Annotated in this window: 19 protein-coding genes and 1 pseudogene; 16 read left to right on the forward strand and 4 right to left on the reverse strand. The window is 63.1% G+C overall.

Annotation, left to right across the window (positions count from 1 at the left end; genetic code table 11):
* The 4 genes and pseudogenes from EOA22_RS06385 to motA form a co-directional block, all read right to left on the reverse strand.
* Positions 1-536: pseudogene (locus EOA22_RS06385) on the reverse strand (flagellar motor switch protein FliG); the annotation flags it as partial.
* Positions 537-579: 43 nt separating this feature from the next.
* Positions 580-966, reverse strand: coding sequence for a flagellar motor switch protein FliN (gene fliN / locus EOA22_RS06390; protein WP_023809994.1), 387 nt, complete (start codon positions 964-966; stop codon positions 580-582).
* Between the two features lie 16 nt (positions 967-982).
* Positions 983-1,930, reverse strand: coding sequence for a FliM/FliN family flagellar motor switch protein (locus EOA22_RS06395; RefSeq protein ID WP_013529804.1), 948 nt, complete (start codon positions 1,928-1,930; stop codon positions 983-985).
* A gap of 32 nt (positions 1,931-1,962) precedes the next feature.
* Positions 1,963-2,838: a flagellar motor stator protein MotA gene (motA, locus tag EOA22_RS06400; RefSeq protein ID WP_013529803.1), complete on the reverse strand. Its 876-nt coding sequence runs from the start codon at positions 2,836-2,838 to the stop codon at positions 1,963-1,965.
* Positions 2,839-2,985: 147 nt separating this feature from the next.
* On the opposite strand from motA, the gene EOA22_RS06405 reads away from it, so the two are divergent.
* The 16 genes from EOA22_RS06405 (at position 2,986) to EOA22_RS06480 (ending at position 16,607) form a co-directional block, all read left to right on the forward strand.
* Positions 2,986-4,797, forward strand: a complete 1,812-nt coding sequence (locus EOA22_RS06405; protein ID WP_063168915.1) for a DUF1217 domain-containing protein — start codon at positions 2,986-2,988, stop codon at positions 4,795-4,797.
* Positions 4,798-4,804: 7 nt separating this feature from the next.
* The gene (gene flgF / locus EOA22_RS06410; protein WP_013529801.1) at positions 4,805-5,527 is read left to right on the forward strand and encodes a flagellar basal-body rod protein FlgF; all 723 of its coding nucleotides are present in this window, start codon (positions 4,805-4,807) and stop codon (positions 5,525-5,527) included.
* A 3-nt stretch (positions 5,528-5,530) separates the two neighbouring features.
* Complete coding sequence (fliI, locus tag EOA22_RS06415; RefSeq protein ID WP_127389886.1) at positions 5,531-6,934, forward strand: flagellar protein export ATPase FliI; 1,404 nt, start codon at positions 5,531-5,533, stop codon at positions 6,932-6,934.
* Complete coding sequence (locus EOA22_RS06420; RefSeq protein WP_063168916.1) at positions 6,921-7,760, forward strand: hypothetical protein; 840 nt, start codon at positions 6,921-6,923, stop codon at positions 7,758-7,760. The genes fliI and EOA22_RS06420 overlap by 14 nt, the downstream gene beginning before the upstream one ends.
* Before the next feature lie 80 nt (positions 7,761-7,840).
* On the forward strand, positions 7,841-8,221 hold the full coding sequence (gene flgB, locus EOA22_RS06425) for a flagellar basal body rod protein FlgB (protein ID WP_013529798.1): 381 nt from the start codon (positions 7,841-7,843) through the stop codon (positions 8,219-8,221).
* A gap of 2 nt (positions 8,222-8,223) precedes the next feature.
* The gene (gene flgC / locus EOA22_RS06430; RefSeq protein WP_013529797.1) at positions 8,224-8,640 is read left to right on the forward strand and encodes a flagellar basal body rod protein FlgC; all 417 of its coding nucleotides are present in this window, start codon (positions 8,224-8,226) and stop codon (positions 8,638-8,640) included.
* Positions 8,640-8,966: a flagellar hook-basal body complex protein FliE gene (locus EOA22_RS06435; RefSeq protein ID WP_013529796.1), complete on the forward strand. Its 327-nt coding sequence runs from the start codon at positions 8,640-8,642 to the stop codon at positions 8,964-8,966. Before flgC ends, EOA22_RS06435 begins: the two co-directional genes overlap by 1 nt.
* Positions 8,967-8,977: 11 nt before the next feature.
* A complete protein-coding gene (flgG, locus tag EOA22_RS06440; RefSeq protein WP_013529795.1) occupies positions 8,978-9,766 on the forward strand; it encodes a flagellar basal-body rod protein FlgG in 789 nt (262 codons plus the stop codon).
* A 3-nt stretch (positions 9,767-9,769) separates the two neighbouring features.
* Positions 9,770-10,297 carry a flagellar basal body P-ring formation chaperone FlgA gene (flgA, locus tag EOA22_RS06445; RefSeq protein WP_063168917.1) on the forward strand — a complete coding sequence of 176 codons (528 nt, stop codon included), beginning with the start codon at positions 9,770-9,772 and terminating at the stop codon, positions 10,295-10,297.
* Entirely contained in the window at positions 10,294-11,535 is a 1,242-nt protein-coding gene (locus EOA22_RS06450) for a flagellar basal body P-ring protein FlgI (protein ID WP_127389887.1), read from the forward strand. The genes flgA and EOA22_RS06450 overlap by 4 nt, the downstream gene beginning before the upstream one ends.
* A 3-nt stretch (positions 11,536-11,538) precedes the next feature.
* Entirely contained in the window at positions 11,539-12,126 is a 588-nt protein-coding gene (locus EOA22_RS06455; protein ID WP_063168918.1) for a MotE family protein, read from the forward strand.
* A complete protein-coding gene (gene flgH, locus EOA22_RS06460; RefSeq protein ID WP_063168919.1) occupies positions 12,123-12,833 on the forward strand; it encodes a flagellar basal body L-ring protein FlgH in 711 nt (236 codons plus the stop codon). The genes EOA22_RS06455 and flgH overlap by 4 nt, the downstream gene beginning before the upstream one ends.
* Positions 12,834-12,850: 17 nt before the next feature.
* Positions 12,851-13,345 carry a flagellar basal body-associated FliL family protein gene (locus tag EOA22_RS06465; RefSeq protein WP_013529790.1) on the forward strand — a complete coding sequence of 165 codons (495 nt, stop codon included), beginning with the start codon at positions 12,851-12,853 and terminating at the stop codon, positions 13,343-13,345.
* Positions 13,342-14,073: a flagellar type III secretion system pore protein FliP gene (gene fliP / locus EOA22_RS06470; RefSeq protein ID WP_013529789.1), complete on the forward strand. Its 732-nt coding sequence runs from the start codon at positions 13,342-13,344 to the stop codon at positions 14,071-14,073. Before EOA22_RS06465 ends, fliP begins: the two co-directional genes overlap by 4 nt.
* Before the next feature lie 200 nt (positions 14,074-14,273).
* Positions 14,274-15,275: a flagellin gene (locus EOA22_RS06475; protein ID WP_013529788.1), complete on the forward strand. Its 1,002-nt coding sequence runs from the start codon at positions 14,274-14,276 to the stop codon at positions 15,273-15,275.
* Between the two features lie 267 nt (positions 15,276-15,542).
* Positions 15,543-16,607: a flagellin gene (locus EOA22_RS06480; protein WP_027161432.1), complete on the forward strand. Its 1,065-nt coding sequence runs from the start codon at positions 15,543-15,545 to the stop codon at positions 16,605-16,607.
* The last annotated feature ends 129 nt before the right edge of the window (positions 16,608-16,736 follow it).

Consider the following 16,736-nt stretch of genomic DNA (forward strand, 5'->3'; position numbering starts at 1 on the left):
ATCCTGGCGGCAGCGTCGGGAACATTGTCCATCGTCACCATGCGCTTGATGATTTCTCCACGCATCGGCTTGGTCAGTGTCAGCAGCACGCTCGCCGCCACCTGCGGCGCCAGCTTCGACAACACCATGGCCGCTGTCTGCGGATGCTCACCGGCCAGGAAGGCGCCAAGCCGCGCCGGTTCGAGCTTTTCGAGCTCGGGCCAGATCGGCGGCGGGCCTTCCGGTGCGACCTCGAATTTCCTGTCGCCCATGATCGCGCTCATCTCTTCGGGCGAGAGCGATTCGTTGAGGATGGTGTCCATCCTGTCGGCGGAATCGAGCAATCCCGCCCCTTCGGTGAATTCGGCCTCGAACTCAGCGACAATGCGCTCAAGATCGCTTTGCGGAATCGTCCGCAGCAGCCGGGCGCCCTCGATCAGGGCCTTCAGTTCTTCCTGCTTGAAGAATTTCAGCAGGCGGCTGGCCGACGGCTTGCCCATCGCCACAAGTATGGCGGCCGCCTTCTGCGCGCGGGTCAAGGTCACCGGCGTCGTCATGCCACTCGCCTCCGCTGCCACCGGCAAGCCCCGCAAACCATGTCTAGGCGCCCTTCGTGCCGGCGATGATTTCGGTCAGCCTGATGCCGAAGCGCGAAGGATCGCTTTCCAGAACGGTTATCTCGCCGCGCGCGATCTTTCGGCCGTTGACCACGACGTCGACAGGTTCGCCGATGCGGCGATTGAGCGCCACGGTCGACCCTTTTTGCAGCGCCATCAGATCGGAGACCGGCATCTCGGTGCTGCCGAGGATGATCTGGACATCGACGGGGATGTTCATGATCACGCTCGAATTGGCCGATGAGGCCGCCCTGAACGCCGCATCGGGACGTTGCTCCTCTTCATGCAGGACCCCGCGCAACTCTTCGATGGCACGGTCGAGTTGCTCGTCCGGCTGGTCGAGGTCGGCTTCCGCCTTGGTTTTGGCCATGATCGTCTCCAAATGCTCAGGCGCGTCCGGCGGCAGCCGGCATCAGCCCGTCGATAAAGTCCTGCCCGGCATCGTAAGGTTGCCTGATCCGGACGGTGTAATTCTGTCCCAGTTTGCCGAACTCGCATACGAACAGCGTCTTGCCCCGTGCGCTGAGACGCGCCTGGGACTGGGCCGTTTCCTCGAATTCGATGACGTCGCCGATTTCGAAACCGGCGAGGTCGCCGAGCGTCAGCCGCGCCAGCGGCATCGTGGCCTCGAGCGCCACGGTGGAGCGCATCACCTCTTCCGAAAAGCGGGCGCGCCAGCTGGGGCCGTGATCGTCGTCGCTGACAGGCACGGCTCCGTCGCGGCTGGCCAGCACGACGCGCTGCGGCATCGTCACCGTCACGGTGCCACTGTCGGCCGGCGTCGAGATGCCAAGCACGATGCGGATTGCCGCGCCATCGCGCAGCACGTACCGCTTCGCCTCGGTGCCCGACATTGCCCGCGGCGCGGGCAGGCGCAGGTCGAGCGAACGCTTTCCCGATCCGTTGAGGGCCTGTGCGACCTGCTGGAACACCATGGTCGAAACATCGATTTCGATTTGCGACAGATCGCGTTCGATCGGCGATGCCGGCAGATCCGGGTCGCCGCCGAACAGCGTGCAGACCATGATGGCGATCGCCGGAGCATCGATTACCAGGGTCATCGCATCGGAGGACGCCGACGAGCCGATCACGGTCATCGCAAACGTGTCGCCGGCACGCGAACGCGCCTCGGGAACGCGGCTGACCTCGATCGCTTTGAGATCGACGACGACCGGAACGCCAAACTCGCTGGTCAGGGTTTTCTGCAGCAGCGGCACGGCGCGTTCGGCCATGGCGCGGCCTGCGTCGATGACCTGCGCGGCCTCACCGCTGTCGCCGACCAGACGCTCGATGATCAGCGAGCGCGCTTCCGCTGGACTGCCCAGGCTGGTCATGACAGTGCCGGGACCGATCTGTCGCGCATCGTTCAGGCGGCCTTCTTTTCGACGGTGCCGGTATTCATCGTGCTCTGCTCGACCGCGTCGATCGTCGGCCGTTCATAGGACGAGATGGTCTTGCGGCCGAACTCGATCGCCACCTGCGGCAGCGCGCCGTTCATGTAGGCCAACAGCGTCTGCTTGACGATGATATAGAGGCGGTTCTTCTTCTCGCGCACTGTCTTGATCTTGGTGGCGACCGGTCCGACCACAGAATAGGACAGGAAGATGCCGAGGAACGTTCCGACAAGCGCGGCACCAATCAAACCGCCGAGAATTTCCGGCGACTGGTCGAGCGCGCCCATCGCCTTGACCACGCCGAGCACGGCGGCGACGATGCCGAGCGCCGGCAGGCCATCGCCCACCGCCACCATCGCGTGATAGGCCTTCATCTTGTCGGACCTGATGGTCTGGATTTCTTCGTCCATCAGCGCCTCGATCTCGTGCGAGCGGGCATTGCCGATGATGATGATGCGGCAGTAGTCGCAGATGAAATGCGTCAGATCGTGGTTATGCAGCACGGTTGGGAACGCCTGGAAAATCGCCGACTCTTCCGGATTGTCGATATGCGCCTCGACCTCGCTGCGGGATTTCGAGCGCAGCTCGCGCATCAGCGAGTGCAGCACGCCGAGCGTTTCGAGATAGTCCTGTTCCTTCGGCACCGCCTGCTTGAAGGCTTCGAGAATGCCCTTGCCGGTATCCTTGACCGTCTTCATCGGATTGGCGACGAGGAAGGTGCCAAAAGCCGCACCACAGATGATCACTGCCTCCCAGGGCTGGATCAGCACGTGAAGATGGCCGCCCATGGCCATGAAGCCGCCAAGGACGCAGCCGAGCGTTACCACCAGTCCAATCAGAATGCCCACGACAGGTCCTTCCGCATTTCACATCAGGAGCTAGGGATAGCCCCCGTGCCTTGTGTGAGGCTTGAATCGAAGGCGTCGGAGACGATTCAGTTTCGCGCAAGGAAGTAGGGGTATTGTCCGGACATAGCTTCGGCCGGAGGCACCTCTTTGCTTAATACCTTTACCAGCTACCAGCTCATCACCAGGGACATTTCAAAGTCGATCGACAGGATCGAGCAGCAGCCCGTGGTTGATCGCGACACCAAGTATTATCTGGACAACATCACCAAGGTGAAATCGATCGACGATTTCGTCAAGAATGACCGTTTGTTCAAATATGCCATGAAGGCCTACGGGCTCGAGGACATGGCTTACGCCAAGGCCTTCATGGTCAAGGCACTCAAGGAAGGCGTCTCCGATCCCAACAGCTTCGCCAACAAGCTGACCGACAAGCGTTACGCCGAATTCGTCAGGGCCTTCAATTTCGCCGCCAACGGCACCAGTACGACTGTCTACAACAAGGCGCAGCAACTGGTGACCAGCAACTATGCGCTGCAAGTCCAGATCGGCGCCTCGCAGAAGGGGCTCCCTTACTACCAGAGCGAAACCGCCTACTACGTCACCAACATCGCCAAGGTTAGATCGGTCGACGACCTGATGGGCGACAGCCGCCTGCTGACATATGCGATGGCCGCTTTCGGACTCGACGCCGCAACCGAACCTGCCGCAACCGTCAAGGCGATGCTCGAAGGTGGCGTCAGCGATCCCGACAGTCCCGCCAACAAACTGCCCGACAAGAGCTACGCCAAATTCGTCGCAGCCTTCGACTTCGCCCAGTATGGCGATCAGACGACCATGCGCGACGATGTCCAGCAGGCGGTGCCGAAAGGATACATGGCCGGAGCCGGACTGACATTGGTCGAGCCAAGCGCGCAATATATCAAGGGCGAGGCCGATTATTACGCGGCAAACATTTCCAAGGTGACGTCGATCGACAACCTCATGGCGGACAAGCGCCTGCTCACCTTCGCCATGGCTTCCTACGGACTTGATGCGTCAACCGAAACGCCGCAGCAGATCCGCACAATGCTCGAGGGCGGCGTCAGCGACCCCGACAGCCCAGCAAACAAGCTGACGGATAAACGGTACGCCAACTTCGTCACGGCCTTCAACTTTGCCCAATATGGCGATCAGACAACGTCGCGCGACGAAGTGCAGAAAGACACCCCGAAAATCTATACGACGGAGTCGGCGCTTGGCCTGATCGCGCCGAATGCGGACTACATCAAGTCGGAGACCGCGTACTACCTTGCCAACGTCACGAACGTGAAATCCATCGACGACCTGATGGCCAACAGCCGATTGTACAACTACGTGCTCTCGGCCTACGGACTGGACCCGGCGACGGAAAGCAAGGACCTCATCCGCAACGTTCTTGCCGGCGGCATTCGCGACGCCGACAGCGTCGCCAACAAGATGACCAACAAGGCCTATGCCGGGCTGGCCGCCGCCTTCAACTTCGAACAACATGGCGAAGCGGCCACCACCATCAATCCGGCGCAGCAGCCGACCGTCGACAAATACATGCGCCAGACCCTCGAAGAGGATGCCGGCCAGACCAACCAGGGCGTGCGGCTGGCGCTTTATTTCGATCGCAAGGCCCCAACCATCACCAGTTGGTATGACGTGCTGGCCGACACTGCGCTTGCCAGTGTCGTGCGCACCGTGCTCGGCCTGCCCGATTCCTTCGCCACCGCCGATGTCGACAAGCAGGCGCAGCTGTTCGAGCAGAAACTCGACATCTCGGATTTCTCCGACCCCGAGAAACTCGGCAAGTTCCTGACGCGCTTCACCAGTATGTACGAGATCAACAACCCGACTTCATCGGCCGTCACCTCGGTCAGCGTGCTGTTTGCCCAGCCACTCACCGTCGGCATCTCCACCGACCTGATGATGGCCATGCAGAAACTGAGGTTCTGAGACCATCATGCGGGACAGCCTGTACGTCGCTCTTTCATCGCAGATCGCGCTCGAGCGGCGCCTCGACACCATCGCCGACAACGTCGCCAACGCCTCCACGATCGGCTTTCGCGCCACCGGCGTGAAGTTCGAGGACGTCGTCTCTGGCACCGGGCAGAAATCGGTGTCATTCGCCTCCCCGGGCAAGACCTACCTTTCCGGCGCCCACGGTGCCTTGAGCGAGACCGGAAATCCCTTCGATTTCGCCATCCAGGGCGATGCCTGGTTCGCTATAGAGACGCCGGTCGGCACCGTCATGACCCGCGACGGCCGTTTTTCGATGAACGAGAACGGCGAACTGATGTCGATCGAAGGCCACCCGGTGCTCGATGCCGGCGGCTCGCCGATCCAGCTTGACCCCCGCAACGGTCCGCCCAAGGCCGGGGCCGATGGTTCGTTGCGCCAGAACGATCAGCTTGTCGGATCGATCGGCCTCTACAATTTCGATCCAGGCGCGAACTTCGTCCGCTATGGCAATTCCGGCATTGTTCCGGCACGCACCCCGGAGCCTGTCACCGATCGCTCCGATATCGGCGTTGCCCAAGGTTTTCTCGAAGAGTCCAATGTCAATCCGGTGCTGGAGATCACCAGGTTGATCATGGTCCAGCGCGCCTTCGAGAACACGGCCGCCCTGATGCGCCAGACCGACTCGTCCACCGACGAGGCGATCAAGACGCTCGGCTCGAAATAGTCCATGTCGCTCGACCAGCCATCCCTGCGGGCACTCGAAAGACAACTCCAGCCGGCACCGGAAGACCGGCTTGCCGCCCTGGAACGGGTCTGGCGGCGTTTCGCCGACGCCGAGGCACTGCTCAAGCGCGGCGGCCGCGTCATCGAAGTCACGCCCACGCACTACAAGGTGCACGGCCTTTCCGGCTTCGCCAGGCTGGGTGACATCGTCGAGCAGCCCGGCCATGCCGGTGCGCGCCGCGGCGAGATCGTCAAGATCGGCCGCGACGAGGCCGTCGTGGCACCCTTCGAACGCAGCGCCGATTCCGGCATCGGTGATGCCGTGTTCCGCCGCGGTCCGCTTGTGGTGGCACCGCATGCCTCATGGCGCGGCCGCACCATCGACGCACTCACCAGGGCGATCGAGGGCGGCCCGCCGCTCGCCCGGGGAGACGACACATCGCGCGGCGCCCAGACGACGCCGGGCGCCATGGCGCGGCAACGCGTCGGCACTGCCTTCATGACCGGCGTCAAGGTCATCGATATCTTCACGCCGCTCTGCTTCGGCCAGCGCCTCGGCATCTTTGCCGGCTCCGGCGTCGGCAAGTCGACGCTGCTCGCCATGCTCGCCGGAGCCGACGCATTCGATACCGTCGTGGTGGCCCTCATCGGCGAACGCGGCCGGGAAGTCCGTGAATTCCTCGAGGACACGATCGGCGACAGCATGGCCAAGACCATCGCCGTCGTCGCCACCAGCGACGAAAGCGCCATGATGCGCCGGCGTGCGCCGGACACCGCCATGCGCGTCGCCGAGCATTTTCGCGACCAGGGGCATCGCGTTTTGCTGGTGCTGGATTCGATCACCCGCTTCGCTCACGCCTTGCGTGAGGTGGCGACGGGAACCGGCGAGCCGCCGGTCGCCCGCGGTTATCCGGCCTCGGTGTTCACCGAATTGCCCAAGCTGCTCGAACGCGCCGGGCCGGGTACGGAAGGCAAGGGATCGATCACCGCCATCATTTCCGTACTGGTCGACGGCGACGATCACAACGACCCGGTCGCCGATTCCGTGCGCGGCATCCTCGACGGCCATGTCGTGCTCGACCGCACGATCGCCGAACAGGGTCGCTACCCCCCCGTCAACCCGCTGTCGTCCATATCGCGGTTGGCCGGAAAGGCCTGGAGCGTCGAACAGCGCGCGCTGGTGACAAGGCTGAAGTCGATGATCTCGCGCTTCGAGGACACACGCGATATCCGCTTGCTCGGGGCCTATCAGGGCGGCGTCGATGCCGAACTCGACATCGCCGTGCGCCAGGTGCCGCTGATCTATGAAGCGCTGACGCAAGGGCCGAAGGATCGCCCCTCAGCCGACCCGTTCTCCGATCTCGCCCGCCACCTCAAGAGCAAGCTGAACGCCGATGCCGGAGACTGAACGCGAATACACCGAGCGCATCCTGCGCGACATGATCGCCGAGGCCAATGCCGCGCAGCAGGCAGAGGCTGACACGGCGAGAACCGCCAAAGCAAAGGCCGCCCGTGCCATCGCGGCCAAAGCCGAGGCCGTTCTGGCCAGAGCCGTCAAGCCAATCCTGCCACGGGCTGGCAAAGCCGATCCTGATCTGGCCAGGCCCGTCGAACCCGCTCTGTCCCGGGCTCCCCAGGCGGTGGCTGCCGAGATGACGCAGGCCAGCCGGGAATCGCTGATCGACGGCCTGTTCCCGCGCACCGAATGGCCGCAGCCGCCAAAGGCGCCGTTTCCCCGACTGGAGAAGAAGTCCGACCGACGCAGCGATTTCGTCATTGCCGCGCTCGGCATCGCGCTCGGCCTGATCTGCGCCCTGTTCCCCTGGTATATCTTCTTCAACCAGGACCAGTTTGGCGTCCAGGCGATGAAGTTCGGCGGCACAGGCTCTAATTCCGGGCGAGCGGGCGGCGGCGTGGTCGCCGAACGCAGCGCGCCGCTGACGGCAAAGGACGTTCCCGCGGCCAATCTCGATCTTCTTGCCACGGGGACGGTGCGGGATGATGCCGATCCCGCAGCCGCATCCGACGAGCAACCGTTTCCGGCCGACGCGGCGAAATTCCGCATGGTTCATGTCGCCAACGGCCGCGCCATGATCCAGGACGACGCTGGCCTCTGGATGGTCCAGCGCGGCTCGATACTGCCGGATTCCAGCAAGGTATCCTCCATCGAGCAGCGCAACGGCAAATGGGTCATGATCACCAGTGCCGACCAGGTGATCGAACTGTCCCGATAAACGATCTCCGGCTTCCGGCCATCCGCAAGGCCCGCGCAAGACTGGCGGCCTAGTCTCTGGGTACCTGCTCGGAGATTCCCATGGAGCCCGTTTCCCTTTTCGACCTCGCCGCCAAGCAAGCGCAATGGCTGGCCGTGCGCCAGTCGGCCGTGGCCGGCAACATCGCCAATGCCAACACGCCAGGCTATACGGCAAACGACGTCGAGCCATTCGAAAAAGTGCTCGACCGCGCCGCCGTATCGCTGCAGGCCACCCAGGCCGGCCATCTCGGCAATGCAGCGACCAATGCCGGCTTCACCATCAAGCCGCAGGAAGATGACGGCGTTGTCATGCCGTCCAAGAACTCGGTCGTGCTGGAAGACCAGTTGCTGAAGGCCGGCGAGGTGCGCCGGTCCTTCGAGCTCAACACGGCGATCGTCAAGGCGTTCCATTCGATGATGATGATGGCGGTGAAGAGCTGACCATGGACGCACTGACCGCAGCCCTCAAAGTCGCAGCATCCGGCCTCGGCGCCCAGTCGGAACGCCTGCGCGTGGTTTCCGAGAACCTCGCCAACGCCCAGTCGACGGGCACCGCGCCCGGCTCCGACCCTTATCGCCGCAAGACCATCAGCTTCGTCTCCGAGCTCGACCGGGCCTCCGGCAGTTCAACGGTTGCAGTGAACTCGATCGATCGAGATCCCAGTGACTTTCCAGTCGAGTTCCAGCCCGGCAACGAGGCCGCCGACGAGAAGGGCTACGTCAAGATGCCCAACGTCAACGTGCTGATCGAAATGGCCGACATGACCGAGGCCAATCGCTCCTACGAGGCCAACCTTCAGGTGGTCAAGCAGGCCCGCGACCTGATTTCCATGACCATCGACCTGATGAGGAACCAGTAATGATCAGCGGTATCGGAGCCCTTCAGTTCAAGCCGTCGATCGGCGGCGATGACGCCGCCACAAGCCTGCTCCAGGGCGGCGCGACACCGTCGGCCGGTGGCAATGTCGGCACCTCCTTTGCCGAGGCGCTGAGCCAGGCAGCCTCCAAGACCGTCGACACGATGCAGAATGCCGAGCAGGTATCGATGCAGGCGCTCAAGGGCGATGCCGACACCCGCCAGGTGGTCGACGCCGTGATGAGCGCGCAGCAGGCGCTTCAGACCGCCGTCGCGATACGCGACAAGGTGGTCTCTGCCTATCTCGAAGTCAGTCGAATGGGCATCTGAGGAATTCCGCCATGAAAGCACTCGCCATCGCCGCCACCGGCATGAATGCCCAGCAGACAAATCTGGAAGTCATCGCCAACAACATCGCCAACATCAACACCACCGGCTACAAGCGCGCCCGTGCCGAATTCTCCGACCTGCTCTATCAGGTCGACCGCACGCAAGGCGTGCCCAACCGCTCCAACGCCTCGCTGGTGCCGGAGGGCGTCTCGATCGGCCTCGGCGTCAAGACGACGGCGGTGCGCAACGTGCACACCCAGGGCGAACTGACCAGCACCGGCAACAGTTTCGACCTGGCGCTGACCGGCAGGGGCTGGTTCCAGATCGAGGGTGCCGACGGCGGCACGCTCTACAGCCGCGCCGGCGCTCTCAACACCAACGCCACCGGCCAGCTGGTGACGGTCGACGGCGCTGCGGTCATTCCGGCAATCAATGTTCCCGTTGATGCCGTCGAGGTCATCGTCAACAAGACCGGCCAGGTCTTCGCCCGCATCGACGGCCAGACCGACCTGCAGAACCTCGGTCAGCTTCAGATCGCCAATTTCGCCAACGAGGCCGGCCTGGCGCCGCTTGGCGACAATCTGTTCCAGGAAACCACGGCTTCGGGGCCCGCGAATGTCGGCGTGCCTGGCGATCCCGGTTTTGCCACCATCCAGCAGGGCTATCTCGAAGCCTCCAACGTCGACCCGGTCAAGGAAATCACCGAACTGATCTCGGCGCAGCGCGCTTATGAGATGAACTCCAAGGTCATTCAGGCCGCCGACGACATGGCCTCCGTGGTCTCCAAGAACATCAGGTAACGCATGATGTCGACGCCCGGCCTCCTGTCCGCATTCCGCCGCACCGCGCTCGTCCTTGCGCTGGTGACCGGCACGATGCCGGCTTTTGCCCAGGAATCGGCCAACCAGTCGGCCACCCGGATCGCCAGCAATCAAGCTGGCGGCGAGGTGGTGCTTATTCCGAGCCGGGTTATCTATCCCGGCGAGACCATCAACCTGGCTGCCCTGAAACAGGTCACCCTTATCGTCGGCAAGCACAAGCCGGAGGCGGTCGCCACACGGGCCGAAGAACTGGATGGCAAGGTCGCCAAGCGCACCTTGCTGCCCGGCCGCTACATTCCCTCCGCCGCCATCCGCGAGGCCTGGCTGGTCGAACAGGGTGCCTCCGTGCAGATCTTCTTCATCGCCGGCGGCCTGACGATCTCGGCGACCGCCGTGACGCTGCAACCAGGAGCCGCGGGCGACCTCGTCAAGGTTCGCAACATCGACAGCGGCAAAATCCTGTCCGGCACGGTGATGGCGGATGGAACCATCCAGGTCAGCGCTTCATGATGCGCGGGCTTACCTTGATCCTGGCAGCCGTGCTTGGCCTGCAGCCGGCGCTGACCGACGGCCTGACGCCGAAGGCCAAGCGCGAGCTCGCCGCCAAGAATGGCGGCGTCTACAACGATCCCGAATATGATCCGGCCACCACCAGCCGCATGTTCCGGGTTTCGACCGGGCCGAGTTCGCTGCCGCCGGGCCAGGTCGCCTCGCGTATCAAGGACATCGCCCAGCTGCAGAGTTCGCGCGACAATCAACTCGTCGGCTACGGCCTGGTCATCGGCCTTGCCGGATCGGGCGACAGCCTGCGCAACTCGCCATTCACCGAACAGTCGATCCGCGCGATGCTCGAAAACCTCGGCATCGCCACCGAAGGCGGCAGCGCGCGCGCCAAGAATGTCGCCGCCGTCATCGTCACCGCCAACATGCCGCCCTACGTGCAGTCGGGCGCCCGCATCGACATCGACGTCTCCTCGATGGGCGACGCGACCTCGCTTTCCGGCGGCACGCTGATCATGACGCCGCTGAAGGCGGCGGACGGCGAAATCTATGCCGTCGGCCAGGGCTCGGTCATCGTGTCCGGCTTTACCGCGCAAGGACAGGCCGAGCAGCTGACGCAAGGCGTGCCAACCGCCGGCCGCGTGCCCAACGGCGCCATCGTCGAGCGTGCCGTCCAAGCCGAATTCGACGATCAGGCGATCCTGACGCTGCAGCTGCGCAATCCTGATTTCTCGACCGCTATCCGCATCGCGGACGCCATCAACGACTACACCGGCCAGCGCTTCGGCATGCGGGTGGCGGCCGAGCGCGATTCGCGCACCGTCCAGATCAGAAGGCCGAAGGGTGTCTCGGCGGCGCGCTTCTATGCCGAAATCGAGAATTTGGTGGTCGAATCCGACACGCCGGCCCGTGTCGTGATCGACGAGCGCACCGGCACCATCGTCATCGGCAATGATGTCAAGATCTCACGGGTCGCCATCAGCCACGGCACGCTCACCGTGCGCATCACCGAAGCGCCGCGCGTCGTCCAGCCCGAGCCCTTCTCCAAGGGCGAGACCGCGATCGAACCGTTCACCGCCATCGACGCCAGCCGGCCCGACGCCCGCGTTGCCGTGCTTGACGGGCCCGATCTCCAGACCCTCGTTTCCGGCCTCAACCGCCTCGGCGTCAAGCCGGACGGCATCATCGCCATTCTGCAGGGCATCAAGTCGGCCGGGGCCCTGCAGGCCGACCTGGTTCTGCAATAGGCGATGCCGATGAAGCGCTCCTTCCCACGCCACGACAGACGCCGCAAAGCCGCGATCCTGCTTGCGACCGCTTTTCTCGCGGCTCTGCCCTTTGCCGGCGGCACCGCGCGCGGCGAGGAGACGGTCCGCCAGGTCCTGCCGGGAGCACAGGTGGCGGCGGCGCCGCAGCAACTGACACGGGAAAAGGCGCCGGACCAAAGCGAGATCGAGCGCTTCTGCTCAAACATCGCCGATGCCGCCCGCGACCGCCGCTATGTCCTGCAGGCGCAGGAACTGAAGCAGCTCCAGGCTGGCATTGACGAGCGCATGAAAGCTCTTGATGCAAAGAAAGCTGAATACGAGACCTGGCTGAAGCGGCGCGAGGTTTTCCTGGCCCGGGCCGAGGACGGCGTCGTCCAGATCTACGCCGGTATGAAACCCGACGCCGCCGCCGAGCGGCTGGCCATCGTCAACGCCGACCTGGCTGCGGCTATATTGATGAAGCTCGATTCACGCAAGGCGAGCGTCATCCTCAACGAAATGGACCAGAAGGCGGCGGCGACGCTCACCGGCATTATGGCCAGCGCAGCCCGAAGGGTAGATCCGTCATGATCCGGAAGATGCTTGTCCTGTGCGCGGTTACTACCATGCTGTCCGGTTGCGGAACCAACCTCAAGGAGGTCGGCAGAGAGCCGGCCCTGTCCCCGGTCGGCTCCGGCATCGATGGCGGCAGCACCGGCTCGCTCTATCGATATCCGCAAACGCCGCCAGCGCCGGTCAAGAAATTCTCGTTGTGGGACGACCGCCAGAGCCGGCTGTTCACCGACCCGCGGGCGCTGTCCCAGGGCGACATCCTGACGGTCAAGATCAAGATCAACGATCGCGCCAACTTCAAGAACCAGAACGACAGGAGCCGCACCGCCAATCGCAAGCTCGGTTATGACCTCAGCGCGCAGTGGGACAAGTGGAGCACCGCCGGCAAGGGCGCCGGGGCGCTCACCTCCACCACCGACACGACGGCTGACGGCGAGATCAAGCGCTCGGAAACGCTTGAACTCAATGTCGCGGCGATCGTCACCGATGTGCTGCCCAACGGCAATCTGATGATCACCGGATCGCAGGAAGTGCGCGTCAATGCCGAGCTCAGGGTGCTGACGCTCGCCGGCATCGTGCGGCCGGCCGATATCGGCGCCGAAAACACCATCCCCTACGAACGCATCGCCGAGGCCCGCATCTCCTACGGCGGACGCGGTCGCATCACCGAGGTCCAGCAACCTGCCTACGGCCAGCAGATCCTCGACCAGGTTCTTCCGTTCTAGGATCGGGGCAGGTCGCCGTGGCAAATATTGAACAGGTTCAGCCGCGCAAGGGTCCCTCCCCTGTCATTCAGGCCGGCATGCTGCTGCTTGTGACGGCGGCCGCCATTGGCGTGGGTTGGATGTCCGGCGGTTATCTCAAGGGCGTCGGCGCACCGGCGTCGGTACCGGTCGCGCCTGAGAACGAAGGTAAGATCATGCAGCCCGCCGCAGCCGAGCAACCAGGCCTGGGCCCGATGCTTGTCGTGCTGGCGCCGATCACCACCAACATCGCCTCGCCTGCCGGCACCTGGATCAGGATGGAGGTGTCCGTCGTCTATGACGCGCCGCAGCCACAGGCAATGTCGGATGACATCCACCAAGATCTCCTGGCCCTGGTGCGCACGTTGAAGATGCATCAGATCGAGGGAGCCAGCGGCTACCAGCACCTGAAGGCCGACCTCGAAGAACGCGCCGCGATCCGCAGCCAGGGTCACGCCAAACAGGTACTCATCAGGACATTGCTGCTCGAATGAGAAAGTTCCTTCTCGCCACCGCCATGATCGCCGCCGCCACCTCCATCGCGGCGGCTCAGCAGCTCGATCTCGGCGGCATCGGCAAGGCTGACGGCACCACCGTCGGCTACATCATCCAGATGTTCGGCCTGCTGACTGTTCTGTCGGTCGCGCCGGGCCTGCTGATCATGGTGACCAGCTTCACCCGCTTCGTCATCGCCTTCTCGATCCTGCGCGCCGGCATCGGCCTGCAGTCGACACCGGCAAACCTCATCCTGATTTCGCTGTCGCTGTTCATGACCTTCTATGTCATGGCGCCGACCTTCGATCAGGCCTGGAACACCGGCGTCAAGCCGCTGATGGACAACCAGATCACCCAGACCGAAGCCTTCGACAAGATTTCCGATCCGTTCCGCACCTTCATGCTGCACAATGTGCGTGACAAGGATTTCGACCTCTTCGCCGATCTCGCCCGCGAGCGCGGCCAGACCGTTTCGCGCGACACCGTCGACCTGCGCATCCTGGTGCCCGCCTTCATGATCTCGGAGATCCGGCGCGGCTTCGAAATCGGCTTCCTGATCGTGCTGCCATTCCTGGTCATCGACCTGATCGTCGCCACCATCACGATGGCGATGGGCATGATGATGCTGCCGCCCACGGTGGTGTCGCTGCCGTTCAAGATCCTGTTCTTCGTCCTGATCGACGGCTGGAACCTGCTTGTCGGCAGCCTGGTGCGCTCCTTCAACTGACTCTGCCGCGCCGGCTCGAAATTCCAGCAATATATTTTCGATTAACCGTCCGGTTTAGCCCTTTGGTAGGGACTTGCCCGCATATTCGCTCGCAGATGGCGGGTGATCGATTTCAGAGATCATTGGCATGATGCCGCACCGTCATACCGGGAGGCCCGGTATGTCAAAAAAACACCTGTAAAAACCAAGGTACGAGTACCATGTCCAGCATCATGACGAACTCCGCCGCGTTGACGGCTCTGCAGAGCCTTAACGCCACCAGCAAATCCCTCCAGGACACCCAGGCCCGCATCTCGACCGGTTATCGCGTCTCGCAGGCCTCAGACAACGCCGCTTACTGGTCGATCGCCACCACGATGCGCTCCGACAACCAGGCAATGTCCACCGTTTCGGACGCTCTCGGCCTCGGCGCCTCGAAAGTCGACACCGCCTATACCGGCATGAACAGCGCGATCTCCACCATCAACCAGATCAAGGCAAAGCTGCTGGCTTCCTACGGCCAGACGGACGCCTCGAAGGAAAAGACCCAGACCGAAATCACCGCTCTTCAGGCGCAGATGAAGTCCTACGCCGACGGCGCCACCTTCTCCGGCACCAACATGCTGTCCGTAGACAGCGGCTCAACAGCCACGACGGCTGCCGATGTGAAGATCCTTTCGGCCTTCAACCGTGACGCGGCCGGCGCATCTTCGATCTCGACCATCGACGTCAAGGTGGAAAGCATCAAGCTCTATGAAGCTGGTACCACCTCGGGCCTCGCGAAGGGCATCCTTGACACGTACCGCCTCGGCAGCGACGGCAGTGTGGCCGCAGCGGTCTCCGGCACGCAGACAGCTCTAGGGGCGGCTGCACTGGCCACCGACACCTATTCGGCCGCCTCGCTTTCCATCTTCTCGGGTGGCACGGCTGCCAGCGATTCGCAGATCAAGCAGATGCTGACCGTCATCGACTCCGCGCTCGCCGATATGACCAACTCGGCCACCACGCTCGGCGCCGCCAAGAGCAGTATCGACCTGCAGAAGACCTTCACCTCGGACCTGATGGACTCCATCGACCGCGGCGTCGGCCAGCTCGTCGATGCTGACATGAACAAGGAATCGACCCGTCTGCAGGCCCTGCAGGTCCAGCAGCAGCTCGGCGTGCAGGCGCTGTCGATCGCCAACGGTTCCTCGCAGTCGATCCTGTCGCTCTTCCGCGGCTGATCGCCTCCGCTCAACCACAGTTCGCACTAGAAATTCGGGCCGCGCCAAAAGCGCGGCCCTATTTGCGTTTGCTCCAGCCCCGCACAATCCTCGATCCTTAACTCTCAAAAGCCAGCTTTTAACAGGCTGTTAACCATGCCGCGCTAGTTATGGTTAACCAATAGCTTACGACAGTTGGCGAATCGGTCCGAACGGCACGATGCCAATCGTTGAACAGGCCCATCCGGCATGTCTGAGCATGTCGGCTTTTGAGAAGGAGCGACTTTCTTGGCGAGCATCATGACCAACGCCTCGGCGTTAACCGCACTTCAAAGCCTCAGCGCCACCAACAAGTCGCTCGAACAGACACAGGCCCGCATATCGACCGGCTATCGGGTCTCGCAGGCTTCGGACAACGCCGCCTATTGGTCGATCGCCACCACCATGCGCTCGGACAATTCGGCCCTGTCGACGGTGCAGGATGCACTCGGCCTCGGCGCCTCGAAAGTCGATGCCGCCTACACCGGCATCACCAACGTGCTGACGACGATCGGCCAGATCAAGACCAAGGTGTTGTCCATGGTCGGCCAGACGGATGCCGCCAAGGCGAAGACCCAGACCGAGATCAAGGCGCTTCAAACGCAGATGAAGTCCTTTGCCGATGCGGCCACCTTCTCCGGCTCGAATTTCCTCGCGGTGACCTCCAAGCAGGTCACGGCCGCCAATGATGGCGTCCAGCCCGACTCGCAGATCGTGTCCTCATTCAATCGCTCTTCATCCGGCGCTGTCTCGATCGGAACGATCAACATCAATGTCGAGGGCACCAAGCTTTTCGACTACGGCCTTGCCGCCGAGGTCAAGAACCAGGGCGTCCTCGATCGCCAGACCTCCATCTATTCCACGGGCGCCGCCCAGACCCTGTATGACAACGCCTATGCTGGCGTGATCGCGGGCGGAGGAACGGATATCGCCGCGAACACTGCCGGCCAGACGGCGGCGGGAGCGGTCACCAAGGTCGACAATATTTCCGCCTACAACCTCGACATCACGGCCCCAGGGGTGACCGACGGCATCATCACCCAGATGGTCACCATGATGGACAAGGTCATGGCCCAGTTGACTGATTCCGCCACCATCATCGGTTCGGCCAAGAGCTCGATCGACCTGCAGAAGACCTTCACCCAGAGCCTGATGGACTCCATCGACCGCGGCGTCGGCCAGCTCGTCGACGCCGACATGAACAAGGAATCGACCCGCCTCCAGGCCCTGCAGGTGCAGCAGCAGCTCGGCATCCAGGCACTGTCGATCGCCAACAGCTCCTCGCAGTCGATCCTGTCGCTGTTCAAGAACTAATCGCGGGCGCCACCGGCGCCCTCCTTTCGCATCCCAACTGACGGGCCGCGCCGCAAGCGCGGCCCGATTTCATTTTCGCACAAGCTTCGAAGACTAGAGTTCCGGCGGACAATCATGCTGGGAGTCGTC

The sequence above is a fragment of the Mesorhizobium sp. M7A.F.Ca.US.014.04.1.1 genome (assembly GCF_003998745.1).
GTDB classification, from domain to species: Bacteria; Pseudomonadota; Alphaproteobacteria; order Rhizobiales; family Rhizobiaceae; genus Mesorhizobium; species Mesorhizobium ciceri.